Consider the following 24,334-nt stretch of genomic DNA (forward strand, 5'->3'; position numbering starts at 1 on the left):
AGGCACGTAGGCACGTAGGCACGTAGGCACGTAGGCACGTAGGCGAACCCTTTAAACAACTATGTTTGCAAGCAGTTTAACGGTCACTCTGGCGTATCTTAGGCACCTGTGCAGCCCCTATCGTGTACCAAAAAACCATACGCTGCGCTAACCACGCACGTGGTTAAGCCGCCTTTGCTCATGGCGGGCAGGCTCTTAGCCCGCAGGTCTTTGCAACACCCATGGCATTAGAAGGCTCACCTTGGTTGGCTTGTACCGCCTCGTTTCTAAAGCCTATCCAGATTATGCGTTTTCCCCTCCGGGTCTCGTACGGTACGCGGGCCATCAACATAGCCGGGGCCAAGCGGCACTTTGCCGTACCCACCGGGAATATCAAGCACGTAAGTAGGCCACGCAAGCCCCGTTACCCGCCCCCGTAGGCCAGCTAACAAACGCTGCCCTTCTTCTACCGGCACATGAAAACGGGCCGTACCCGGTGCGGGGTCAAGCTGGTGTAAATAATACGGCCGCATACGCGCCGCCACCATGCCACGAAACAGAGCTTCTAGCGCGTCTTCGCTATCATTCACGCCACGTAGCAGCACAGACTGCCCCAGTAAGGGTATGCCCCGCCGTACAATCTGTTTGAGACACGCTTTGGCTGGCTCAGACAACTCGCGCGCATGGTTAATATGTACGGCCATCCACACCGCTTTGTCAGACTCTAACGTATCCAACAGGGCCTCTGTCACACGCTCTGGCGCGGCAACGGGCACACGGGTGTGCAGCCGTATGGTTGTCACATGCGGCATGGCAGAAAGGGCGTCCATAATCTGCCCTAACCGCCGGGCAGAGAGCATAAGCGGGTCACCCCCGGTTAAAATAACTTCCTGAATTTGGGGGTGGGTACGCAGCCACTCTAAAGCGCGTTCTAGGGCGGCATCATCCAACAAGCCGCCATCTGGGCCAACATGCTCGCGCCTAAAGCAAAAGCGGCAATAAAGCGGGCACACCAGCAAGGGTTTAAGCAATGCTCTGTCAGCATAGCGGTGCACAATACCCGGCACGGGCGAGAGCGCGTCATCCCCTATCGGGTCGGAGCGTTCTTCTGGGGTTACCTCAAGCTCAGCAGGGGTGGGTATAACCTGTATGGCTATGGGGTCGTTGGGGTGTTCTATCAGGTCTAAAAACGCAGGCGGTATGGCCGTGGCGTAATGCTGCGCCACGGCCTGCAACGCTGCGTGCTGGCTGGGGGGGGCTAAGCCCGCCGCTATCAGGTCTTGGGGGGTGCGCAACAGCCTGCGGGGCAAAGATTGGGGCTTGACCAGATGAGACATGCCACGGCTCTACTCTCACCATGTCCTGTCCTGCAAGCACACAAACCACTTTAACACCTGCCCCTACCGGGCCAGACCCAGAGCATATTCGCGATCGGCTGCCTTTTTTACGCAGGCGCGGGCTTATGCAGCGCGGTATTCGGGCATTTTTGGAAGCCCGCGGCCACATGGAGGTTGAAACCCCCTACGCCGTACCAACACCGGGTGAGGAAGTGCACCTGCACCCTTTCCACACCGTGCGCGAAACACCCCAAGGCGTACCAGAAACCCTGTTTCTGCACACCAGCCCAGAATTTGCCATGAAGCGCATTGTGGCAGCCACAGGCTTACCGGTGTTTCAGTTTGCGCGTGTGTGGCGCAATGGCGAGCGTAGCGGCCTACACGCCCCCGAATTTACCATGCTGGAATGGTACCACCCCCACGCAAGCCTAAGCGCCTTGATGGACGAAACCGAGGCCCTGCTAAAAGCCGTACTCCCCCCCGCCCTACACCAGCCCACCCTTAATGGCGCCACCACCCTAGACCTAACCGGCCCGTTTGAGCGCTTAAGCATGCAAGAGGCTTTCTACCGCCACGCGGGGCTAGACCTGCTGCCCACAGAGGGCAACGTGCAGGCACTGGCCCAAGCAGCCCAGTGCACCGTGCGCACGGGGGAAACATGGGAAGACCTGTTTTTTAGGTTACTGCTGGAGCGCATAGAACCCGCCATAGGCCGTACACGCCCCACGTTTTTAACGCATTGGCCTGCAAGCCAGGCAGCCCTTGCCAAGCAAGACCCACAAGACCCTAGAGTCGCGCTGCGTTTTGAGCTGTACGCCAACGGTATGGAACTGGCTAACGCGTTTGAAGAATTAACAGACCCCACAGAACAACGCGCCCGTTTTGAGGCCGACCGTACAAGCCGCCAAACCCAGTACCCCACGCGCCCCACTTGGCCGATAGACGAAAAACTGCTGGAAGCCCTGCCCCATATGCCCCCTTGTTCGGGCATTGCTTTGGGGTTTGACAGGCTGGTTATGCTGGCCTGCGGCACCCCACGCATAAACGATGTCTTGTGGATAGGCGTTTAGTCTGCAAAACTTATATAAGGTTTATTTGCACATGACCCGGCACGGGGCCGGGCTGGCATGTTTCACCCTGTCGGAATTTGACCATGACATACAGAAAACTGTTTCTCCTGGTGAGCATGCTCTCTCTGGCTGCCTGTCAGGTTCCCTCTCCCAAAGAACGCCGCCTGCTCGACTCGATGATTGGTAAGCAGGCTGTAGACGTTGTGCGCACTTACGGCGTGCCCACGCGTGAGTTCCAGTCTGGTAACCACACCTTCCTGTCCTACATCTCGCAACAGACCGACTACACCAGCATGGGTGGTTGGGGTTATGGCGGTGGCTGGGGCTACGGCGGCTGGGGCGGTGGTTGGGGTGGCGGCTGGGGCGGCCCCGGTTGGGGTGGTGGCATGGGCTGGGGTGGCCCAATGACCGGCACAGCCTACACCTATACCTGCCAAACCAACTTTGAGCTGGTAAATGGCATTGTAGCCGCATGGACCATGCGGGGCGACGGGTGCTGAACATGCCCAGCACGGTCTGCCATTCTGTTCTGGCATGTCTCTTCAGGAGAGACCACCATGCGGCCCTTGCCTGCATTAGCCCGCCTGCGCACTAAACAGACCGTAGCACTGCCTAAAACAATACTGGTTGCGGCCCCCCTTATGCTTGGGGCCGCAAGCCTTACCGGGTGCCAAGACAAAGCCCGGCAAGATGTGTTTACAACACCCAATGCCACCTGTGCCGCCATGATGCCCACCGTCTCTGGCACACGCACCTATGCCCCCCGCCAAGCAGACTCGCAAAACGAGAAACTACCCCCCAATAGCGTGGTGGCCTACCCAGACCCAGAAACCCCCGCCTATTGCGACCGCCCTTTGTCTGACACACTCCCCACATCTCTTGAATTGGCAGACTATACCCGCGCGCTAAGCGTAACCGACCTGCTCCCGCTCTTGCAGCGCAAAGGCCCTTATACGGTTTTTGCCATTCCCAACTCTGCGCTGGAGCATTACGCCGCCCAGCAAGCGGGGGGCGATGTTTTTGCACAACCCAAGCGCCCCACGCTGCACCGCCTACTGGCCTACAGCATTGTACCGGGCCACTGGGCACCAGAGCAGATTAAGGCCGCCATTCAAGCAGCCCCCAACCATGTGCTGGCCCTACCTACCCTTGCAGACCTACCGCTTTATGCGCAGCTAGACACTGCCAGCGGCCAAATTATTGTTGGCAATGGCGAGAGCACACCTGCACGTTTGTGGGTGAATGGCATTCCGCAATCTAATGGGGTGCTGTATTTTGTGCAGTCTCTTATTCTGCCCCCCACACATATCATGGCCCCAACCACACCCACTATAGCAACGGCCCCAACAGCCAGTGCCCCAGCCGTTACACGGTAGGGCGGTACGTGCCCCGCTAAGCTAAAAGGCTGTTTCAAAAGCCGCCAAGTCAGTCTGGTCTGCTTTTTTGCACCAAGACTAAAGGGCTTCCTACAAGAGTATGGTGGCTGCAAAACTGTGTATGCAGCCACAAAAGCCCCGCGCCAACTTAGCCGCCCAGAATTTTTACACAGCCTCTAAGACCTGATGATGAGGCCTATAAAACCCCCTCACCTTATTGCAGCGGGCAAATGGGCAAGCCCTTTCACCAACAAAAAAACCTGCCGGGCAAACGCCACGGCAGGTTTTTAAACGACCCCATGCACCACATGCCCTAAGGGCAAACTATGCAGCGCGTAAGGCCATCACACCCCTACTGTAACGTAGAGAGATGATGGCCAAAATTTTTAGAGAAGAGACTGGGCTTTGCTCAGCACTGTATTGCACAGCTTGGTTTTAAGCTGGCCTTTTAGGTTAGCCAGAGAGAACATCTGGTTATCACCTGTTTGCAGCAGCCCCTGCTGGCCAGCGCTATAGGCGCTAGATGAGGTAACGCCGGGCTTCTGGGTCAGGTTATTCAACACAGAGCTTGCGGTAGAGGTTGAGCTTTGCAGCACGTTATTCTGCACGCAATACCCCAAAATACCGGCAACGTTGCTGGTGCTGGCAGAAGACAGGCTGGGCAGCATAGAGCCAACCATATTCATGCCTGCGCTTTTTGCGCCGCTTGTGGCACTGCTTGTTGCACTAGACAGCGCATCTTTACCAATGCTGCCCCAGCTCTGGGCCTGTGCCGCACCTGTGCCAGCCAGACCAGCAGCCAAAACCAGAGCTGCAACTGTTTTTGTCATACGCATATGCCTTATATCCTTTTTTAGGGGCGGCACGCCGCCATAAGCGCGGCTATGTGCCCTACCAGCCTAATAGACCTCATACCATGCTATGCCGTAATGGGGTGGCCGAACTATGGCCAGATTGCAGCTTAGTGCCGCATTAAGCGGGTATGTGCCATGCCTGTGGCGTATCCCAAAAGGTAATGGCGGGCATCATAAAGTCTGCCCCACTTGCTGCCACCTGCGCCAGTTGTGCGGGTTCTGGCACCTCTACTACGGCAGGCAGTTCCATCACCAAGCACCACCATTTGGCAAGTTCTACCGGGGTAGGCTCTGGGGTACCGGGCAAAATATCCTCTGCATCGGCAGGGGCGCCACCGGCCCCAAAACAAATGTAATCCGCACCTTCTTCACCCGCGCGCATTGCGGCATCTCGGCTTACACCAACTGCCACACCAAGTTGCAGGTCATCCCCAAGAAGTTTGCGCACATCACGCACGCTGCCCCCCGCAAACCGGGGGGAGAGATGCACACCATCACAGCCAGTTTTTTTGGCTAATGCGGGGCGGTCTTCCAGTAGCACGGCAATATCTTGCCCCTGCACCACTGGCAGAATTTTTTGAATAAGGCTTACAAGCTGCGGCTCTGGCGCATCGGCCAGCCGTAGCAGCACAGCAGCAGGGGGCAATGTAGCAAGCCCCTGCGCCAGCTTAGGCAAAAACGCGTCAGCGTCCCGCAGGGCTGGGGTCGCGAGATAGATGTCATATGCCGTCATAACGGCCCTCCTCGCGGCCCTGTATCCTGCGGTTATGGTGTTAGCTTTTAAAGATGGTAATAATTTTGTCCAGCAGGTCGAGTGCTTCAGCTTTAGGGCGCTGGAACACGTTACGGCCAATGATGGAGCCAAAACCGCCGCCATCCTGAATGCCCTGAATGGTGCTTAGCAGGTTGTCGGTACCCGTTTTGTCACCACCGGAGAAGATGACAATACGGCGGCCAGCAAAGGAAGACTGCACCACGTGGCGAATACGAGCTGGCAGGGTTGAGATATCAATATTGTTCTGCTCGTAAGCAGCTTTATTGGCATCCAGCGCCACCAGTTCCTGCGGGGGCTTTACCTTGATAATGTGCGCACCACACAGAGCGGCCATGTGGGCGGCATACGCGCACACATCTACTGCGGTTTCTGCTGGTTTGTTCAGCAGCGGGCCACGGGGGTAGCTCCACAGAATAACGGCAAGGCCAGCGGCTTTTGCTTCGGCTGCCAGTTCACGGAATTCTTCCATCTGCTCAAAGCAGTATTCAGAACCGGGGTAAATGGTAAAGCCAATACCCGCGCAACCAAGGCGCAGGGCGTCTGCCACGGTGCCGGTTACAGCTTGGTCTTTTTCTGTCGCAAGGCTGTTAGAGCTGTTGCATTTCAGAATAAGCGGAATTTCGCTGGCATATTTTGCCGCACCACATTCCAGCATGCCCAAAGGCGCTGCGTAACCGCTCAGACCTGCTTCAATAGCCAGCTCAAAGTGGTAGTGCGGGTCGTAGGCTGCGGGGTTAGCAGCAAAAGAGCGTGCAGGCCCGTGCTCAAAACCTTGGTCAACAGGAAGAATGACAAGTTTACCCGTACCAGCCAGTTTACCGGCGTTCAGAAAGCGGGCGAGATTTGTTTTTGTTCCTGGATTATCGCTCTCGTACTGATCAAGAATAGCCTTAACCTGGGGGGTAAGCGTCATTGAGAGATCCCTTTCTCTAGCCTGTTTCCGCACTGATGGGCACGGAACAACTTTATTCGCAATAACTCCGTGAGAAATACGCGGCAAGATGCGTTGGCACAGATACGGCGCGTATAAGGTCAAATGATGGCGGCCGCGTTATGAAAACATGACCGCCACGCTGGGCATAAAGCGCAGTAACGGCTTTTGTTGCGGCAGAATCGTTTTGTAACACAATAAGGCTTTGCCCATGGCCCGCAGCCATGGCGGCGTAGCCTGCGCTTGGCCCGCAATCTAAAATATGGGGGCAGCTAAACCCGGTTTGCTTTGCTATGGCCTGTACTAAGGCCTGCCATGCTGCCACCCCCATATAGCCAGCCGCACCGGGGGCAGAAATAAAGCCGTAAGCAGCCCGCCCGTTAAGATGCAAGGGCACCCCTGCCTGCTTTGCCGCCTGCCACACTGCCACACCCATGGCATAATCATGCAGTGTAAAGAGCCGTGCAGGCAGGGCAGAATGTAAGAAAGATGCAACGTTTTCCATAACCACGCTTGACGCCGCCGCATTTGCGGGCGATTCCTCAACAGACCATAAGGATAATGACCATAATGCAGGATCAGGCCGTGGCGCAGTCTCTCTCAGACACAAACGAACCGACCAGCATGCCCCATGGGGCAGCCCCCCCTGCCACACACCAAGACCCTATTGCCCGTTTAGACCGGGCCTTGCAAAGAATCTCCTTTGCGCTGGAAAAAGGCAAGCAGACCCAGCAACACCATGCCCTTAACACGCAAGAGCTTGTTGCCAACGTAGATGCCCTGATCTGCCGTGTGCGCGACACTTTGGCCCAGACCGCTGGCACGGAAGAGAAATAAGAGATGGCGACTGTTTCAATCCGCATTAATGGGCATAGTTATTCTGTTGGCTGCGAAAACGGGCAAGAGCGCCACCTGCAAGCCATGGCCATGCAGGTAGAGCGCCGCGTGCAGCATATTCGTGCCCTTGGCTTTACAGGCGAAAGCCACGTGCTGGTGCTGGCCTCGCTGTTAATGGCCGATGAGATTCAAGATCTGGCGTCCCAACTGCTGCCAGCCAGCACCAATCAGGCCGTGCAAGACGTTGACCGTATGCGCGCTGAGCAAGCACTGGCCGCCACACGCTTAACTGATTTAGCAGAACGCGCAGAAACTATTGCAGCAACGCTCGAGCGCGCCTACATAGAGGGAGCGGGGCTGCCCGACGCGTGAAGGCATGTCACACCCCTGGGCCGATAAGCACTTCCTAGGGAGCTGGCTCTGTTGTGGCCCTGGTCACATTACCCGGCGCCCACCTGCACTAGCAGGTCCTGGAGGTTGAAAGACCCACGGTCATGGTGGCTCCGCACTTACCCCCCTTTATTTCAGACCCACCCGCTGTGGCGCAGGCTAAAAAGCAAGCCCGTACCGGGTGCCTGCACGCGCTTAAAACACGCAACCCAGCACTAGACAGCCTGCTCTGTGCCCGCTTGGCAGAAACCCTGCTGGCACTACCCGCACAAAATATTGCCTGTGTGTGGCCCCTACCGCACGAGGTTGATGTACGCCCCCTATGCCACGCTTTACACAAGGCGGGCCGTACCGTGTTACTGCCAGAAACCCCACCGCGCGGGCACCCGTTGCAGTTTAGGGTTTGGCACCCACAAGGCAGCATGGTGCCAGGCCGCTTTGGCACAGAAGTGCCTGATGGCCCCTATGCTGCCCCCCAAGCTCTTTTGGTGCCTCTTGTGGGTTTTGACCGTACTGGCAACCGGCTGGGGTATGGTGGTGGCTATTACGACCGCACACTCGCTGGCCTGCCAGCTATTCCGGCAGTAGGGTATGCTCTTTCGGTGCAAGAGGTAGACCATCTGCCCACCGGCCCGTATGACAAACCTCTCTCTTGTATCGTAACAGAAAAAGAGAGGCTGCATTTTGACTGAACGTACACACAGAAAGACCAGCGCGTGAGAATTCTGTTTTTAGGGGATATTGTAGGCCGCAGCGGGCGCGAGGGGGTGTTAAGCCGCCTGCCCACCCTGCGGCAAAAGCTCGCGCTTGACCTTGTTATTGTCAACGCAGAAAACGCAAGCCACGGCTTTGGCCTTTCCCCCGGTATTGCAACCGACCTGTTTAACGGTGGGGTTGATGTTATTACCCTTGGCAACCACAGCTGGGACAGGCGCGACCTTATACCCCATATAGATGCAGCCCCGCGCATTATACGCCCGCTTAACTTTCCGCCCGGCACACCGGGCAATGGCAGCGTACAAATTGAGCTGGCCGATGGCCGCAAAGCCCTTGTGGTTAACGCCATGGGCCGTCTGTTTATGGACCCCCTCGATGACCCCTTCCGTTCTATTAACGAGCTACTAACCCGCCACCGCCTAGGGGTAACCACCCAAGCCATTGTGGTCGATATTCATGCTGAAGCCACCAGCGAAAAATGGGCGCTGGGCAACGTGCTTGATGGCCGGGTGTCTTTGGTTGTGGGCACCCACACCCACACACCCACAGCAGACCACCGCATTTTGCCCGCGGGCACAGCATTTCAGACCGATGCTGGCATGTGCGGAGACTACGACAGCGTTATTGGCATGAGCAAAGCCCCCGCCATGACCCGCTTTTTACGCAAAATGCCCGGCGAGCGCCTACAACCCGCTGAAGGTGAGGCCACCATTTGCGGCATTATGGTAGAAACAGACGATGCCACCGGCCTTGCCCGCCGCTTGGCCCCCTTACGCCAGGGTGGGCTGCTGGCACAAACCATGCCAGATTTCTAATGGCTCACGTTTCTTAGCCAAACAAAAACCCAACAAAAAAGCCCAGAGCCGCGCCTCAACTGGCCATGCTCCGGGCTTTTTTCATACGTACCGTATTCAAACGGCTACCTTAGTAACGGCGGGTTAACACATAGACACGTGGCGCTGTAGGTATGGCTTACCAGACCAAACGCGGCAGGCTGGCTACCGGGCGCAGACCGGCTCCTTCCGCTTCCTCAGCCGCAAGGGCAGCGTTATTGCCCAGCATTTCTTGGTGAATACCCCCTAAAACCCAAGCGCCATCAATACCCGCAACCGCAGCGCCACGTATATCTGTTGCCAAGGCATCCCCAATGCCCAAAATACGGCTTTGCGGCACGCCAAGCATGTCAAAAACAGGGGCATACACTTCTGCATAGGGTTTACCTACCCAACGCACATTGCCCCCTTCCTGCTCGTAAAATGCCGCTAACGCTCCGGCGCAAATCATGCGTTTTCCGCCTTTTACCACCACCATATCGGGGTTAGCACACAGCATGGGCAGGCCGCGTTCTAGCCCTGCGCGTAACTCTGGCAGGTAGGGGTCAACCGAGTCTGTCCCGCGCTCAGCATCTGGGCCAGTATTTAAAATAAACTGTGCTTGGGTAGCGTCTGCCACGCGCTCAAGGGCTAAGCCGTCATACAAACCAAGGTCGTGGGTGCCACCAACATGCAGCACTTTATCGCCTAAACGTGCAAACCAAGGGTCTGTACGGGCTTGCAACAGGCGGCGCACCAACTCACCGCTGGTCATAACTCCGTCATGCAGGGTGCGGTCTACCCCAAACCCTTCAAGCTGGTTGCACACTACCTCTGCCGGGCGGGGCGCGTTAGACAGCATAACAACCCGTTTACCCGCAGCCCGCAGGGCTTTTAAGCAGTCAACCGCACCGGGGTAAGGCTGCACGCCATCGTGCACGGTGCCCCACAGGTCAATAACATACCCATCATACTGGTCTGCCAAAGCAGACAGACCTTGCAGGTTTTGCATTGCAAAGGGGGCTTGCGTCATTACAGGGCGCTCCCGCGTACATCATCCAGCACTTCAATGCCGTCTTGGTGCATGAGGTCTAGTAGTTCGCGCTTTAGGCGGTTCACAAGGGCTGGGCCTTCATACGCAAAAGCAGAATAGACCTGCACCAGGTCAGCCCCAAGGCGAATACGCTCTAAAATATCGGCCCCGCTTTCAATACCACCGCACGCAACCAGCGCCATACGGCCAGCAGCGGCCTGTGCCACAAGGCGCAGCATTTCGGTTGCCCGTGGCCGCAAGGGCCGCCCAGACAGGCCGCCACTTTCGCCCTTAAACATGCTTTGCAAGCTGGCAGGCCGGGCCAACGTAGTGTTGGACACAATAAGCCCCTGCGCACCACCGGCTATCGCGGCCTCTACAATTGGGCCAATGGCCTCATTTTCTAGGTCTGGGGCTAGTTTTACCAGCAAGGGCGGCCGCTCTGGGTGGCGCTCGGCAATGGCATCCAGAATACTTTTAAGGCGGGCCGCATCTTGCAGCCCCCGCAACCCCGGCGTGTTGGGAGACGACACATTGAGCACAATGTAATTAACGTAAGGTTTTACCCGCCCAACCAGTGCGGGGTAGTCGCGCTCTGGGTCTGCACCGGTTTTGTTAATACCAAGGTTAGCTCCAATAGGCGCCCCGGCCCCGCCCCCACGGCCAGAAGGCAATGTGCGGTGCAAGCGGGCCAAACGCACGGCAAAGCGGTCTATCCCTTGGTTGTTAAAGCCCATACGGTTAATAACCGCGCGGTCTTCAGTAAGCCTAAACAAGCGGGGTTTTGGGTTACCAGCCTGGGGGCGGGGGGTTACTGTGCCTGCTTCAACAAACCCGAATCCAAGCTGGGCCAACGGGCGCATAACGCGTGCGTTTTTATCGAACCCGGCCGCAATGCCTATGGGGTTAGAAAAACGCATACCCAAGGTACGGGTAGCCAAGGCTGGGTCATCAACCGGGCGTTTTACTGGCACCGACACGCCCAGCATAAGGGCATCGAGAGCAAGCTCGTGCGCAGTTTCGGGATCGAGTTTGCGCAGCAGCGGAAGGGAGAGAGAAGCTAGGGAAGACATAAATTCTGTCTGCCCCATGCAGGCGCACAAGAAAAGCAGAAATTCAGCCTGATCTTTCGCTGCATAAGACATCTGCTTACTTTTTATGTTGCAAATGAGAATAGTTCTCATTTAAAAGAAGGTCATCACAGTTTAAGAGGATGAGGGTCTCTCCCCCTCAGGAATGCGCCATGACACGTTCACCTGTTTACCTGACAGACCTTGCCTGTAGCGAACGGCTGACAATCTGGACCATTCGCCGCCTTGCCGGTGAGGCCCCTTCTCCTGCCCCGTCTGCCTGCGGCCGACAACTTGGGCTGTTTCTGCCATGTTTTAGGCAGGAATTTTTAGCCGTATCGACCGCATTTCATGAGGCATTAAGCCGCATGGCAGCGCTCAAAATGCCATCGCTTGATATTCGGGTCGGCAGCACATTAGCCATTACCCCTACAGAATACAGCCTGCTCCTTGCCACAGAAGCCGCCCAAAACGAGCGGGAGAGCGATGTGCAGGCACTCCTGCGCCCACTCCTCCCCTTTCCTGCACTGGTGAACGGCCTTGCCTCTGCCATTACCACCCTTGGAGCATGCCTTGCCGGGGCTGGCTACTGGCTCTCTCGCCATGCCATTACCACTTTGGTGCGCCCTGCCGCACTGGCCAGCACCCCAACGCGCCATAATAGCGCAACGGGGGCAGCCCTCTCTCTGAGCCGCTGGCACGATTTTGATGTCGGCAACCACCGCATGACCTGGCCCCTAGGGGCCCACCGCATGGAAGAAAGCGTAAACCACAGCGCCTATGTGCATTAAACACACCACACACGCATAAAAAAGAACAAAAAAAGAACATTTTTGCGCATAGAGGGGTTAAAACCCCCATACACTGTGGTAGGCTGGCCCCATGAGCCAGCCTGTGCGCCGCATTATCCATATTGATATGGATGCTTTTTATGCCTCGGTCGAGCAACGCGATGCGCCAGCGCTCAAAGGCCAGCCTGTAGCCGTTGGCCGCAGTCAGGAGCGCGGAGTCGTAGCGGCAGCAAGTTACGAAGCCCGTAAATTTGGTGTGCGCTCTGCCATGCCCTCTGTCGTGGCCCGCAGAAAATGCCCACACCTTGTTTTTGTGCCACCACGCTTTGAGGTGTACCGGGCCGTTTCGGCCCAAATTCACGCTATTTTTGCCCGCTATACGCCACTTATTCAGCCGCTCTCGCTCGATGAAGCATATCTTGATGTTACGAACCCGCTCCTCCCCCGCCCGTCTGCCACGGCCATAGCGCAAGAGATCAGAGCCGCCATTTTGGCTGAAACAGGGCTGACAGCTTCTGCTGGCATTTCTTACAATAAATTCTTGGCCAAACTGGCGTCAGACTACCGCAAACCTAACGGGCAATTTGTTATTCCACCCAAGGCCGGGGCAGAGTTTGTCGCCACCCTGCCGGTCTCGACTTTTCATGGTATTGGCCCTGCCACAGCAGCCCGCATGAACGCCCTTGGCATTTACACAGGGGCAGACCTGAAAGCACAGACCCTGCCCTTTCTAAGCCAATATTTTGGCAAAGCTGCCAGCTTTTATTACGGCATTGCCCGCGGAGAAGACCACCGCCCCGTAGAAGTAGACCGCCCCCGCAAGTCTTTGGGGAAAGAAACGACGTTCGAGCAAGACCTGCACACACCAGACGCCCTGCTTGCAGCCCTAACAAACTTGGCAAATATGGTGTGGCGGGCATGTGGCAAGCGCCATATTTCAGGCCGTACCGTTACCCTTAAATTGCGCTATGCCGATTTTACACAACTTACCCGCAGTACCTCGCTCCAAACGTTGGTGCAAAACGAGGCACACCTGACTGAAACGGGCCGGTTTTTGCTTACCCCCCTCCTGCCCCTTGTGCAGGGTGTACGGCTATTGGGCTTAACTCTTTCTGCCCTAGACAGCACAGAAAACCCAGCCACAGAAACACAGCTTTCATTGCTGCCAGATTTGTAAAATAAAACCCCTAAAATTGGCGCAAGACTTGTCCTGAATTTTTGTTTGGTATTAAGAACACCCTTCTCGACGCGAAGGAACACTTCCGGATTATTGTCTTTCCGCACTGAACTTGCTGGTTTTAACGCTTAACTTAGCAAACCCGGCGCTGGCGTGGCATGGCCTGTTTGCGGCATCCTATGGTCTACCCAGACCATGCCAAACGGCTCTGCCTGCTTTTCGGTGCATTTCAAGACATCCGGGCCAGTTTTAGGATGCCTGAATGCCTCAGTCTGCCCCATTGCCCACGTCTGCACAGCCTAAACCCGCCTCTAACCTCACGTCTGAAGGCTACCACCGCGGGCTGGGCAAACGCCAAATGCAAATGATCTCTATCGGCGGGGCTATTGGTACCGGGTTATTTTTGGGCGCAGGCTCGCGCTTGCAACAAATTGGGCCGTCTTTGGCGCTGGTCTATCTCGTTTGTGGTATTTTTGCATTTTTGATGCTGCGCGCCATGGGCGAGCTGGTTATGCACCGCCCCACCAGCGGCAGCTTTGTGTCTTACGCGCAAGAATTTCTTGGCCCCAAGGCGTCTTACATTGCCGGGTCAATGGCGTTTTTAAACTGGGCCATGGCAGGCATTGGCGATATTACCGCCGTAGCCCTGTATATGCGCTTTTGGGGTAGTTTTGACAGCGTACCCCAATGGGTTTTTGCCCTCGTAGCCCTCGTGCTCATTACCGTTATGAACATGATAGGCGTGCGCTGGTTTGGCGAGATGGAGTTCTGGTTCTCTCTCGTTAAGGTTGGGGCACTCGTTACGTTTCTTGTGGTTGGCACCATCGTACTTGGCTTGCAGCTACCCTTAGCGGGGCACACACCGGGGCTGCACCTTATTACACAAAACGGCGGTATTTTTCCACACGGGGTACTACCGGCCCTTGTGCTCGTGCAAGGTGTGGTATTTGCCTACGCCGCTATTGAACTGGTAGGCACAGCCGCAGGTGAGTGCGAAGATGTTGAAAACGTGCTGCCAAAAGCCATTAACACGGTCATGTGGCGTATTGCGCTGTTTTATGTGGGCACAATTACCTTGCTGGTACTGCTCTTACCCTGGAACAGCTACCACGCTGGCGTTAGCCCATTTGTAACGTTTTTTGCCAATTTAGGCATACCGGGCGTTGATAGCATTATGAACATTGTAGTGCTTACCGCAGCGCTCTCCAGCCTTAACTCTGGGCTGTATTCGACCGGGCGTATTTTGCGCGCACTGGCCCTAGATGGCTCAGCCCCGCGCTACCTTACCCACATGAACAAAAATGCTATTCCATCAGCCGCTATTCTCACCACCGTTTCAATTTACCTTGTTGGTGTGGTGCTCAACTACCTGCTGCCAGCACAAATTTTTGAAATTGTGCTAAATGTTTCTTCTATCGGTATTTTGGGCACATGGGCTTTCATTGTGCTGTGCCAAATTAAGCTCCGCCAAGCCATTAACAACGGCACCGTGCGCGCAACCTCTTTCCCTATGCCCGGTGCCCCTTTTACGTCTTGGCTCACACTCGCCTTTTACGCCTGCGTGCTGGTTATGATGGCGTTTGACTACCCCAACGGCACATGGAGCTTTTGTGCCATTCCCGTTATTGCACTGTTACTAGTTATAGGCTGGAAAACCTTCCGCCACGTACCAAACCATGAAGCCGTGCCGCAAACCGTGCCTTCTATCCAACTCACAGAAGATCTGCTGGAACATACTGAACACACCAGAAAAAGACCCAACAAAGACTAAACAGCTATAAGCTAGCACAATCTGTCGTTACAAAAATCCGCCCTTAGTCTTATGGGCGGATTTTTTATGTCCTAAGCGGCTTGGTCAACAAGCACCTAACATCAAAACCAACACGCCTTGTGAGCGCCTGAAGGTATGTGGTTTTCTGCGTCCATACAGCAGCGTCAGGGCTAAAAAATACCCTCTCCTGCTTAACAAAATACCCAGCCAGCCCTCAACGCTCCATTCTTAAAGTGCCTCTAACAGATACGCTCTAGCGTAAAGGCCGCTTTTCCCGAAAGCCAAAGCATACGTAGTGCATAAAGGGCCCAAAGGGAAAAGCCGCTATATCTGGGTTAGCATGCACATAAGCCCGCCCATCAAAATACGGGTTGGGGTTACGGCCTTCTTGCAAACCATGCTCTAAAAAATGCGCTACAGGCTCTATACCCGCCTCTTTTACATCTGGGTAAATTGCAAGATACCACGCGCCATCAAACGCAACCGCGGCTTCAGCCTCTGCTGTATGGGTGTTTTGGCCAGACATAACAGCGTCCTCTGCAAACTGGTCTGCCTCATCTAAAAGGCCCGTAAAAGACACATCCATCTCATCAACAGGTTCCAGCTCTTGGCCTGCTGTATATGACCGCCTTGCAGCACTAGCGCGCAATGCGGCTTTACCTCGCCCCCCTGTTGCCGGCTTTGTCATACGCCGTGTTTGGGTTTTTCCTTTTCTTGCCTTGCCTACCATTGTGCTGCTCACTGTGCCTTTTACCCCACTTTTACCAAATATGGTTTGTGCTGCCGTTTATCTGGCGCAGTGCTTTTACACTGTGCCACAAAAGGGTTTTTCTCACGGCTTCACCCCCAAAAAAGAGACCACCAGCCTCCTGCCCTTTATTTGTATTTTTCCAGAATTAAAATACGGTTAAATGAAACACAAAAAATATTTGATAAATATAGAAAAACATATAATATATACTTAATTGTTATGTATTTTTTATAATACAGAACATACAAACGGATATTATTGTTTCAATAACGTTTTTTATATACATTTTATGTAGATAGAACTTGAGTAAATACCCCTTACTGCTCTCGCAAAGCCAACACCGTACCATGCAGCCACAAAATATTATAGCGGATTAAAATAATGCCTTCAAAGAAAAGAAAACAAATAAGGACCCTGTATAGAATTTTTAAAAATACCGTTTATATTTTTGCACGCATATAGGCCGCAGCATGACCGTTCTGACTACACCCCATAAAAAAGACATTCAAACTATTCTCGAGTCTGAACAGTTTGACACCACTTTTTATTTAGCAAACTACCCCGAAGTTAAACACTCAGGTCTAGATCCCTTAGTGCATTATGTCGCTTTTGGTTACAAAGAGCACAAAAACCCTAACGCAACATTCAATACTGAAATTTACCAAAGCCTATTTTCAAAAATTATTGCCAAAAATGAAAACCCTTTTGCGCATTATTTACGCAATAAAACCAATACGCTTTTTTTTGAAAAAGGGCTGCTACAAAATTATTCGCACGATATCTTAACAAAATGCCTCAAAAAATTAAAAAACTACGCTCTTTTCGATGAAGAATATTATAAAACGCTTCACAAAACAGTGCAGTTTTCCACCATTTCTCCAACACAGCACGCTCTGTTACATGGCATTGGCGAAGGGCGCGATATTCTCTCCCCCCATCGTATGGCACAATATTATGGTAACCAATGCCAGAAAAAACTCACTTACACTCCGCTACCCTATACCCCTCAAGCCCCACAACCGCGCTCTATTGGCGTTTTTTACCATACAGAGGGTAATAGTTTTATTCAGGAACTTGCCCAAACTCTTGCCACAGCTTTGCAGCAAAGTGGGCTTAATACCCAAACCATGACAGAAAAAACACCTCTGGCCCGCAAACCAGAGTTGTGTATTTTCTGCGCACCACACGAATTCTTTTTTCTAGACGGTAGTGAAGCATGGAAGCAGGAAGACATAATGGCCCGCGCCATTATGTTTAATACCGAACAACCCCATACGCTTTGGTTTACACGTGGGCTAATTTACTGCCTTATGGCCGCAGGTATTATGGATTTATGCGTGCAAAGCCTACCCGCGTTTGCACAATTTGGTGTGCCTGTTTTCCATTTTGACCCACTCCCCACACCACATAAAAATACCTTAACCAATGCCGATAAACAAACAGCGTTATTCCGCACGCTACCACCCACCGCCCGCCATGCAGCACCCCCGACAACGCCCTTAGCTAAGCGTGTGTTTGATATCAGTTTTTTTGGTAATATTTCTTATAAACGCGAAAAGTTTTTTGCAAATCATGCAAGTTTTTTTGCAGCTTATAACTGCTTTCTTTATTACCGCAAAACAGATGGCCCCTTAACCACCCAAGGTCGTTACGCCATTTTGGCACACTTACCGCGATATATTGCAGAACATTCAAAAATTTTTCTTAATATCCACCGTGATGATAACCATTTTTTTGAATGGCACCGTATGGTTCTACAAGGTATGGCAGCCGGTGCTGTTGTGGTGAGTGAAGAGTGCTTTCCGCACCCACTCTACAAAGCAGGCACACACTATTTAACAGAAACCACCCGCCACATGCCAAATCTTATTGAATGGCTCCTCGATACCCTAGAGGGACAACAAGAGGCCGAAAAAGTGCGTCAAAATTGTTTTAAACTTTTTAATAATAAAACGCTTATTCGCTCCAAAAAACAGGATTTAGCAAGTTATATTTCTTCTGTATGGGCAAAACAACAATGACCCTCTTTAAACCATGGGACCCTGCACCCAACGGTATTTTTAGCCATAAAAAGAAAACACCCCCACCACCAGACCTTATTAGTATTTGCCTAACACATTATAATTACACTGATTACGTTATAGAGTGCCTAGACTCTCTCGCCGAGCAAACACATCAAGCCCTAGATCTTGTGTTTATTGATGATGCCTCAACGCAAGATAGCGTTATCCCGCTTATTTTATCGTGGCTTGAATCCAATAAAAATCGTTTTTACAGAATAACCTTCCTGGAAAACAAATATAATCAAGGCCCTTCTTTTTCACGTAATATGGCCTTTAAGCACGCCTTGGCCCCCAGTGTATTTATTATAGATGCCGATAATATGCTTTACCCAGAAGCCCTAGAAAAACTTTATGCTACCCTACAGCATGGAAATTTTCCTGCTGTTTACTGCCAGCTTGAAGAATTTGGAGACCGCACTGGTATTGGCCGGGCCGATATTTGGGACCCAGATTTAATGCGCAAAGCCAATTATGTAGATGTTATGGCCCTTGTACGCAAAACAGCTTGGCAGCAAGTGGGCGGTTTTTCTCATATAGAAGAAGGGTGGGAAGATTATGATTTCTGGCTCAAATTTATTGACCATAACCTAGAACCTGCTTACCTGCCTGAAATATTGTGCCGCTACCGTGTGCATGAAAATTCACGCACGGCCCGCGAAGCCTTACGCGCACACCACCGACTAGAACTCATCATGGCTTTTCGCCACCCAACGCCGCTCGACAAGACCTAAGCTGGATTAGCCATAAAAATACTCAGCCAATAAAAAACCCCACCCCTTAAAAAAAGGAGGTGGGGTTTGAGTGTTCGCTAAAAAGCAATTACCATGTAGGGGTAGGGCCTTTTACAATTTGTGCCATACCATCTGCCCGCAGCCATTTTTTAAACGCAGCCTGCACGTCTTCTGCACTGGCTTTATAATATGCTTGTGCCGCGCGGTCTGCTGTGTCTAACGGTAAACCAAGCTGAGTTAGGTTAATATACTCGCTTGCAATGCCAGACAGGCTTGCCCTGCGCAGGGGCAGGCTACGGAGTAAAGAGGCTTTCGCTAATGAGAGCTCTTCTGCCGTAGGCGCAGCAGACTGCATGTCTTTTAAGTCCTGCATGGCAGCAACACGGGCTTTACCCACTTTATCTGGGTCTGCACCGTAACTTATGCTGTAATTAGCGCGTGTACGGCTCCATGAAAAAGCACTGCTTACAGTGTAAACATAGCCAGTTTTAACACGCAAGTCTCGGTAAAGGCGCGACGAGAACAGCCCACCGCCTAAAACCTCGTTCCCAAGTTGGAGCAAGAAATGGTCTGGGTTAGATACGAGTAAGCCCAAGTTTTGTGCCAAAACCACCTCGTCTTGCACACTGCTTTTATCGGGCACATTTGCACGAGAGGGTTTGTTAAGCGGCACAGTCGGTAAATCAAGGTTGGGGGTTGGGCCGTCAGCTTTCCAAGCACCAAATTCTTTTTCTACTACCGCTTTGGCTTTTTCTGGCGTTATGTCACCAGTAATCACAATAGTGGTTAGGTCTGGGCGCCATGCTTTTTGATAGTATTTCACCACATCATCGCGCGAGATAGCCATAATACTGTGTGGTGTTGCCTCACGCAGTGTGGGGTCTTTTGGGGGTACCAAGGCTTTTTCTATCGCGCGTTCAAACAAATACCCCGGAGACTGCAACACACCGCCCTGCGCCTGCGCAGACTGTGCTTTAACAACCTGAAAAGCTTGTTCAGGAAAAGCCGGGTGCAGCTCATTTTCTGCCAGTAAAGCCATACCTTTTTCAAAATCTGGCGTTTGCACAGCTAAAGAGAAGCTCCCCCCTGCCTCCTCCCATGCAGGAATATCGTCTAACGCTTTGCGAAAAGCTAAGCGGTTATGCTGCGTTGTGCCATAAGAGAACAACTCTTCTGCCACACTGCTAATGCCTTCTTTACCTTCTGGCTCTTGCAAGTCTGGTTTTTGGCGCACCTGCCCGCTTACCTGCACCGTATGCCCAACATGGGCAGGCCACACAATAAGCTGCAAGCCATTCGCTAATGTGGTCACATAAGGCTGTTTAGATGGCTGTGGCGCTTCAAGCTGCATAAGGGCTTTTTCTGCCCATTCAGGCAGCTTTACTGGCTTATCTGGGGCAGAAGCAAACGATTCTGCGCCACCAAACCCTTTGCCTGCCACAGCTTTACCAGAGCTTTCTGGCACCAACACAGCCGTTACCGCATGGGTTGGGTCAAGTAATGTTGCTGCTAATTTGTTAACCGCTTCTCGTGTTACGGCTTCATACGCCGCTACGGCATCACCGGGTGACTCAAGCCCCCTAAATGTCAGGGCGTCTGACCACGTTTCTGCAAGCCCGCTTACAGAGTTAGCAGAAAACTGAAGCTGCGCCACTTCACGCCGTTTAGCGGCCTCAACCAACTCTGCTGGCACACCGTCTTTGCGTATTTTTTCTAAAACACCACGCAATTCAGCTAACATTTTATTGGAATCCCCTCCTTTAGGGAAGGCTCCAAGGGCCAATCCAAACCCGGCGTGTTTTTTAGGCGCATATTCAAAACCTGCCATAAGCGCCTTGCCTTGCGGCACGAGGTCGTACAAGGCTCCACGCTGGCTGCTGAGCACGTCAGACAAAATATCAGCCGTAGCAAAGTCTGCCGCGGCCCGGCCCGGCATAGGGAAGGCAAGCGTTGCAAACCCTACAGGGTAGTCTGTTGGGAGAGACAACGTGCGCGCTGGGGCTGGCACCGGCTTAATATCCTGCCGTTTAGGAATTGTGCGGCGAGGAATGGGGCCAAAAATTTCGCGCACCTGCTCCAGTGTTGTTACGGGGTTTATATCCCCTGCAATAACAAGAATGGCATTGTTGGGTGCATACCATTTTTCGTAAAACTGCCGCAGAAGTGCTGCCTTTGTTTTATCAAACGATGGCCGGGTGCCTAAAGCATCGTGCGCATAAGGTGTGCCCGCAAACAAAATTGACTGTAGCTGCTCAATATACCGATACGCCGGGCTAGACAGGTCGCGTGAGACTTCCTGCTCTATCGCGCCGCGTTCTTTGTCCCAATCGGCCTCACTTAACGTAAGCCCACCCATGCGCAGCGCTTCAATTTTTAACAAAACAGGTAGGTCTTTTGCCTGTGCTGTATAAAAATAACGGGTTACATCTTCGGTCGTAAAGGCATTGTAACTCCCGCCTAGCCGCGTGCCTACCGCAGCCAATTGGTCTTTATCTAGCCCTTTGCTCCCACGAAACATCATGTGTTCCAGCGCATGCGCGGTGCCGGGAAAGCCTTCTGGGGCTTCAGCGGAGCCTACAAGGTAGTTTAACTGTGTGGTCACAACCGGGGCTAAACGGTTGGGTATAATAACAACCTGCAACCCATTAGGCAGCGTGGCCCGCACAACCTGTGCACTACTTAATGCCGCCGGAATACGGGTAGAAGGCATAGCAGGCGCCACTTGCTGCGCATGCGCTACCTGCCCCACATGGCCAGAAGACAGCGCCGTGCCTGCCAGCATGCAAACCCCTAACACCACAGGGGAAAACTTGCTGCATTTATAATTATTTTTAGCAAAAAAGTTTTTCTGTTTCATAAAAAATCAATCATTCCTGTGTTGGGTCAGGGGCGGGAGTAAAAAAAAGCCAAGCATGCCATTACAATGGCGCTATGCCTTAAAGAGCTGCACCGGGTAGAGAGAACTTTTTGGCAATAGCCGAAATCTGGTGCCGCCGTAATTCTGAGCGCGCGCGGGCATCTTGAGTCATGTAGTTCAGCTGGATGGTATAGCGTTGCCCTACAAACTGCCTATGCCCATGCCATGTTGTTGGCCCATTGGGAAAAATAAGCAGCGTGCCATCAACTGGCTGCACTTCTTTGGCGTAATCTTCAATATCGTGCGGGCCACGCAGCAGGCGCAGGCAGCCCTCTTGCTTTTGCCATGTCTCACCCGCTGGGTTGAGATACAGCAAAATGGTCACCCGTTTTGCTAAAGAATCTGTGTGAATGCGCCCGTCTTTTTCGCGGGTGCGACCCCGAATGGTCAGCATAGAAGGCGCATGCGCTAAATCGAGGTTAAATTTTTGCGCAATAAGCTGCCGTAGCTCAGGCCCTTCCATTTGCGTGACCAAAGCCTGCACTAAAGGCGAGAGGGTAAGAGCCGATGGCGGAAAAGACCCGCCAGACGTTATCTCTGGCATAGCCGCAAACAGACGCGGCAAATCCTCCTTCCTGATGAAATTTGGCACCACCACATGCGTAAAAGGCTCTGTGCAAACAGGTGCCGCAGCAAGTGCTGCATAATCTGGATGGAGGGTGTTTTCTGACGTTGTCATGGCTTTGGGTCCAGATAGTCAAATACTAAGCCCACACGGTAGAAGGGTTGCGCCGCCCTAACAAGCCCCAGCCCAACTGGCGGCCGCTGCCGCTAGGGGGCAATGGCGCGGTAACACGCATTTTGTTGGGCAAATTGCCGCACCCCTTCTGGCAGGCTGTTAAGGCGTTCACTTTGCGCCAACATCTGCCGCCCCGTAGCAGACAAACCCGCCAAACCAATGCGCGGCTTGGCAAAGCTACCACTCACACGCACCGGAATATCTAAGGCAAAACTGCCAGTTGTGGCCCGTTGGGTTGCAAAAATAAGGTCAAACGAGCGGTTGTTCAGGTTAAAACGTGCATTGGCCGATAGCGTGCCCTGCTCGGTTTTAAGGCGCAAAGGCAGCACCTGTCCTATGCCATTTTGCGCACTCACAACACCTAATAAACACGTAATAGGTGTTGTGCCTGTCGCTTTATGAAAAAGCAGCCCAAGATCAGCCGAGGCTGCCCGTATCACCGCACTTTCTAACGTGCCCCCGGTCATGCCTACCGCAGCCGCAATGGTAGCGTGGCTTATGGCCGCGTTTAGGGTTGGCTGTGTGGCCTCTGCCGTCATTTGTAAGGTGGCCCGGCCCTTAATAGGCACAGGCTGAAAACCGAGTGCGCGCCTATACGCCTCTATATCTACACCGCTTACAAGCGCTTTGGCTTGTATATGCGTGTTACCCTGCGGGCGCGCCTGTAACTGCCCAGAGGCCGCAAGTGTTGCCCCTAAATAGCCCACCCGCATTTCCTGCACGCCTACCACACCGGGCATAACAGATGCCAAAATAGAAAAATTTTGAAAATTATAGACATTATAGGCAACAGACTGCGCAGTTAAATGGGCTTCTATCAACGGGTCTGGGGTTTGGCTTACAGCAAGCGGCAGGTCGGCCTCTGCACTTTGGCCTGCGTGCTCGGCCTTTACGAGCAGGGTGTTCATGTTCAAATGCTCAAATGCAATATCGGCTTTTACATGGTCTGGCTGCGTATGTGTGCCCTCGTATAATTCAGCTAAGGCAACGCTCAATTTATTCCCTTTTAGCGCAGCATGCCCTTTGGTGAGTTGCCATAGGTCACCTGCATGCACAAACTGCCCTGCCATGCTCAATGGTATATTTTGGGGCAATTTATAGCCAACTACCGCCGCTAAGGGGGCAGAGGTTGGGGTCTCTACCTGCACAGCGCCCGCCAAGCCATCTGCGTTCAGTGGGTCTGTTGCTGTGCCAGTAAACACAACAGATAAATCACCCGATGTAACACGCACAGCCATACCATAAGGCGTTTGATACTGCCGCAACATGGCAAAGGGTTGTAATGTTGCCTCTAAATGCACGGGCAACGTGTTGTATGCTCCGTCAACCACAAGGCTAATGGGGGTTTGTGCCCCTTGGGTTTGCATATGCACGGCATGCAATACGCTCTGATAAGAAACACCATGCGCGGTGCGGTAGGTTACATCGCTCTGCTCTAGCTCTGCCTCTAGTACAGTTGGGTAGTGTGCACGGTCTTTTGCCACGGGCATAATAGGCTGCTGGCTCGGCTGTGGTGGCGCATGGCCTGCACTTTGCAAGCCTGCAACGGCAGGCGGCGTAGGGGCAGCACTAGGCACCGCTAACATACCTTGTGTTTTAAAGCGCCAGTTAGGCACACCCGCGGGTGTTCTTTCTACTAAAACATGCACACCCTGTGCGCGCACATGGCGCACAACCATGGGGCCAGAAAAAAGAGAGCTCAGCTTAACGTCAACACCCAAATAGCCTACTTGCACCATATCTGGCGCGCTGCCACCTGCTACGTTGGCTACCTGCACGTTTTGAAACTGCACCCCCACCCACGCACCCGGCGTTATGGTAAGGCTTTGTATGCTCACTGCCCGCCCCAATAAGGCAGTGGCCCGCTTACTTGCTAAAGAGGCTAAATTAATATGGCCCAGCGCAAACCACCCCACCGTAGTTGTGGCAACACCTAAAAGGGCAATACCCCCACAGCCATAGGCTAACCATGCCCGTGTGCGCTTTTTAGGCTCACTTTTCTCTGCCCTGTTTTGCTCTGCCATGGCCTTTATCCTTGCTTGCCCTTGGGTTGGGGCGTTTGCATGGCTCATGGGCACCCCGGCAACGCAGGCTGGGCTAAAATTAAGCTACAAGAGCATGCTGAACTCACGTAAAAAACGTATCTGAGCCCATACACCAGAAAGTACACCCCCGCCATGCCCAGTTTACAACACACCCCCACACGCCCGGCC

At 53.3% G+C, this 24,334-nt stretch carries 22 protein-coding genes, 1 other RNA gene and 1 pseudogene; 13 read left to right on the forward strand and 11 right to left on the reverse strand.

Going from position 1 to position 24,334, the window contains the following annotated elements; genetic code table 11:
• Positions 1-266 precede the first annotated feature (266 nt).
• Complete coding sequence (locus tag Abor_RS01080) at positions 267-1,316, reverse strand: lysine-2,3-aminomutase-like protein (RefSeq protein ID WP_048839999.1); 1,050 nt, start codon at positions 1,314-1,316, stop codon at positions 267-269.
• A 20-nt stretch (positions 1,317-1,336) separates the two neighbouring features.
• On the opposite strand from Abor_RS01080, the gene epmA reads away from it, so the two are divergent.
• From epmA to Abor_RS01095, 3 genes are all read left to right on the forward strand, one after another.
• Positions 1,337-2,386 (forward strand): EF-P lysine aminoacylase EpmA, encoded by a 1,050-nt coding sequence (epmA, locus tag Abor_RS01085; RefSeq protein ID WP_048840000.1) that lies wholly within the window; start codon positions 1,337-1,339, stop codon positions 2,384-2,386.
• An 83-nt stretch (positions 2,387-2,469) separates the two neighbouring features.
• Positions 2,470-2,886 carry a hypothetical protein gene (locus Abor_RS01090; protein WP_048840001.1) on the forward strand — a complete coding sequence of 139 codons (417 nt, stop codon included), beginning with the start codon at positions 2,470-2,472 and terminating at the stop codon, positions 2,884-2,886.
• A gap of 57 nt (positions 2,887-2,943) precedes the next feature.
• Positions 2,944-3,762, forward strand: a complete 819-nt coding sequence (locus tag Abor_RS01095; RefSeq protein ID WP_052946331.1) for a fasciclin domain-containing protein — start codon at positions 2,944-2,946, stop codon at positions 3,760-3,762.
• A 386-nt stretch (positions 3,763-4,148) separates the two neighbouring features.
• On the opposite strand, the gene Abor_RS01100 is transcribed toward Abor_RS01095, so the two are convergent.
• From Abor_RS01100 to Abor_RS01115, 4 genes are all read right to left on the reverse strand, one after another.
• Positions 4,149-4,598, reverse strand: a complete 450-nt coding sequence (locus Abor_RS01100; protein ID WP_048840002.1) for a DUF2501 domain-containing protein — start codon at positions 4,596-4,598, stop codon at positions 4,149-4,151.
• 136 nt (positions 4,599-4,734) lie between these two features.
• Positions 4,735-5,349 (reverse strand): thiamine phosphate synthase, encoded by a 615-nt coding sequence (locus Abor_RS01105; RefSeq protein WP_048840003.1) that lies wholly within the window; start codon positions 5,347-5,349, stop codon positions 4,735-4,737.
• Between the two features lie 40 nt (positions 5,350-5,389).
• Positions 5,390-6,304: a class I fructose-bisphosphate aldolase gene (locus tag Abor_RS01110; RefSeq protein ID WP_048840004.1), complete on the reverse strand. Its 915-nt coding sequence runs from the start codon at positions 6,302-6,304 to the stop codon at positions 5,390-5,392.
• A gap of 52 nt (positions 6,305-6,356) precedes the next feature.
• Positions 6,357-6,827, reverse strand: coding sequence for a hypothetical protein (locus Abor_RS01115; protein WP_084594305.1), 471 nt, complete (start codon positions 6,825-6,827; stop codon positions 6,357-6,359).
• A 65-nt stretch (positions 6,828-6,892) separates the two neighbouring features.
• On the opposite strand from Abor_RS01115, the gene Abor_RS01120 reads away from it, so the two are divergent.
• The 5 genes and pseudogenes from Abor_RS01120 to Abor_RS01140 all read left to right on the forward strand — a co-directional run bounded on the left by Abor_RS01120 (position 6,893) and on the right by Abor_RS01140 (position 9,081).
• Positions 6,893-7,159 carry a hypothetical protein gene (locus tag Abor_RS01120; protein ID WP_048840082.1) on the forward strand — a complete coding sequence of 89 codons (267 nt, stop codon included), beginning with the start codon at positions 6,893-6,895 and terminating at the stop codon, positions 7,157-7,159.
• A gap of 3 nt (positions 7,160-7,162) precedes the next feature.
• Positions 7,163-7,372 (forward strand): annotated as a pseudogene (locus Abor_RS01125) (cell division protein ZapA); the annotation flags it as partial.
• 138 nt (positions 7,373-7,510) lie between these two features.
• A non-coding RNA gene (gene ssrS, locus Abor_RS01130) (6S RNA) lies at positions 7,511-7,667 on the forward strand.
• Positions 7,654-8,241, forward strand: coding sequence for a 5-formyltetrahydrofolate cyclo-ligase (locus Abor_RS01135; protein ID WP_048840007.1), 588 nt, complete (start codon positions 7,654-7,656; stop codon positions 8,239-8,241). The genes ssrS and Abor_RS01135 overlap by 14 nt, the downstream gene beginning before the upstream one ends.
• 24 nt (positions 8,242-8,265) lie before the next feature.
• Positions 8,266-9,081, forward strand: a complete 816-nt coding sequence (locus tag Abor_RS01140; protein WP_048840008.1) for a TIGR00282 family metallophosphoesterase — start codon at positions 8,266-8,268, stop codon at positions 9,079-9,081.
• Positions 9,082-9,238: 157 nt separating this feature from the next.
• Here the strand turns inward: Abor_RS01140 and Abor_RS01145 are convergent, their stop codons facing one another.
• Both Abor_RS01145 and Abor_RS01150 read right to left on the reverse strand, forming a co-directional pair.
• On the reverse strand, positions 9,239-10,111 hold the full coding sequence (locus Abor_RS01145; RefSeq protein WP_084594306.1) for a TIGR01459 family HAD-type hydrolase: 873 nt from the start codon (positions 10,109-10,111) through the stop codon (positions 9,239-9,241).
• On the reverse strand, positions 10,111-11,184 hold the full coding sequence (locus tag Abor_RS01150; protein ID WP_048840084.1) for a quinone-dependent dihydroorotate dehydrogenase: 1,074 nt from the start codon (positions 11,182-11,184) through the stop codon (positions 10,111-10,113). The genes Abor_RS01145 and Abor_RS01150 overlap by 1 nt, the downstream gene beginning before the upstream one ends.
• A gap of 170 nt (positions 11,185-11,354) precedes the next feature.
• On the opposite strand from Abor_RS01150, the gene Abor_RS01155 reads away from it, so the two are divergent.
• The 3 genes from Abor_RS01155 to Abor_RS01165 all read left to right on the forward strand — a co-directional run bounded on the left by Abor_RS01155 (position 11,355) and on the right by Abor_RS01165 (position 14,920).
• The gene (locus Abor_RS01155; protein WP_052946332.1) at positions 11,355-11,972 is read left to right on the forward strand and encodes a hypothetical protein; all 618 of its coding nucleotides are present in this window, start codon (positions 11,355-11,357) and stop codon (positions 11,970-11,972) included.
• Positions 11,973-12,063: 91 nt separating this feature from the next.
• A complete protein-coding gene (dinB, locus tag Abor_RS01160; RefSeq protein WP_048840009.1) occupies positions 12,064-13,149 on the forward strand; it encodes a DNA polymerase IV in 1,086 nt (361 codons plus the stop codon).
• Positions 13,150-13,411: 262 nt separating this feature from the next.
• Complete coding sequence (locus Abor_RS01165) at positions 13,412-14,920, forward strand: amino acid permease (protein ID WP_048840010.1); 1,509 nt, start codon at positions 13,412-13,414, stop codon at positions 14,918-14,920.
• A 253-nt stretch (positions 14,921-15,173) separates the two neighbouring features.
• Here Abor_RS01165 and Abor_RS13080 read toward each other — a convergent pair whose 3' ends face one another.
• The gene (locus tag Abor_RS13080) at positions 15,174-15,608 is read right to left on the reverse strand and encodes a hypothetical protein (RefSeq protein ID WP_232015187.1); all 435 of its coding nucleotides are present in this window, start codon (positions 15,606-15,608) and stop codon (positions 15,174-15,176) included.
• Positions 15,609-16,141: 533 nt separating this feature from the next.
• Between Abor_RS13080 and Abor_RS01175 the strand changes: the two genes are divergently transcribed.
• Both Abor_RS01175 and Abor_RS01180 read left to right on the forward strand, forming a co-directional pair.
• Complete coding sequence (locus Abor_RS01175; protein WP_048840012.1) at positions 16,142-17,692, forward strand: CgeB family protein; 1,551 nt, start codon at positions 16,142-16,144, stop codon at positions 17,690-17,692.
• Positions 17,689-18,465, forward strand: a complete 777-nt coding sequence (locus tag Abor_RS01180; RefSeq protein ID WP_048840013.1) for a glycosyltransferase family 2 protein — start codon at positions 17,689-17,691, stop codon at positions 18,463-18,465. Before Abor_RS01175 ends, Abor_RS01180 begins: the two co-directional genes overlap by 4 nt.
• Positions 18,466-18,553: 88 nt before the next feature.
• Here the strand turns inward: Abor_RS01180 and Abor_RS01185 are convergent, their stop codons facing one another.
• The 3 genes from Abor_RS01185 to Abor_RS01195 all read right to left on the reverse strand — a co-directional run bounded on the left by Abor_RS01185 (position 18,554) and on the right by Abor_RS01195 (position 24,145).
• Entirely contained in the window at positions 18,554-21,247 is a 2,694-nt protein-coding gene (locus tag Abor_RS01185; protein ID WP_084594314.1) for a M16 family metallopeptidase, read from the reverse strand.
• Positions 21,248-21,401: 154 nt separating this feature from the next.
• The gene (locus Abor_RS01190) at positions 21,402-22,061 is read right to left on the reverse strand and encodes a 2OG-Fe(II) oxygenase family protein (protein ID WP_048840015.1); all 660 of its coding nucleotides are present in this window, start codon (positions 22,059-22,061) and stop codon (positions 21,402-21,404) included.
• Between the two features lie 92 nt (positions 22,062-22,153).
• A complete protein-coding gene (locus Abor_RS01195) occupies positions 22,154-24,145 on the reverse strand; it encodes an AsmA family protein (protein ID WP_048840016.1) in 1,992 nt (663 codons plus the stop codon).
• Positions 24,146-24,334: the final 189 nt, after the last annotated feature.

Origin of the sequence: Acetobacter orientalis (assembly GCF_000963965.1) — a bacterium.
Taxonomy (GTDB): Bacteria; Pseudomonadota; Alphaproteobacteria; order Acetobacterales; family Acetobacteraceae; genus Acetobacter; species Acetobacter orientalis.